The organism is Limnospira sp. PMC 1279.21 (assembly GCF_032349615.1).
Lineage (GTDB): Bacteria > Cyanobacteriota > Cyanobacteriia > Cyanobacteriales > Microcoleaceae > Limnospira > Limnospira fusiformis.
The window spans coordinates 1-204 of record NZ_JARPLU010000643.1 but is presented as its reverse complement, the minus strand read 5'-3'; the positions used below and the strand labels follow the sequence as shown (position 1 = coordinate 204).

Genomic DNA, 204 nt, shown 5'->3' with positions numbered 1-204 from the left:
ACCTCGATGAAGCTGGCATGAATAGTCAAGACTCGGATTATCCTTATGGTTACTGCCAGGAAGGACAACGCTTCCATGCCCTCAAATCCGGGAAGAGGCAGGGCAGGGTGAGCATGATTGCGGCATGGTGTTATAGCACTAGTCAATAAGGTTAGGACGCAGCCTTGAGAACAGAATCCATGGCATCATGGAGAGAATCAAACT

The 204-nt window shown here is 49.0% G+C and carries 1 pseudogene; it reads left to right on the top strand.

The features are described 5' to 3' along the window. Window positions 1-125: pseudogene (locus tag P5683_RS26340) on the top strand (IS630 family transposase); the annotation flags it as partial. Window positions 126-204 lie beyond the last annotated feature (79 nt).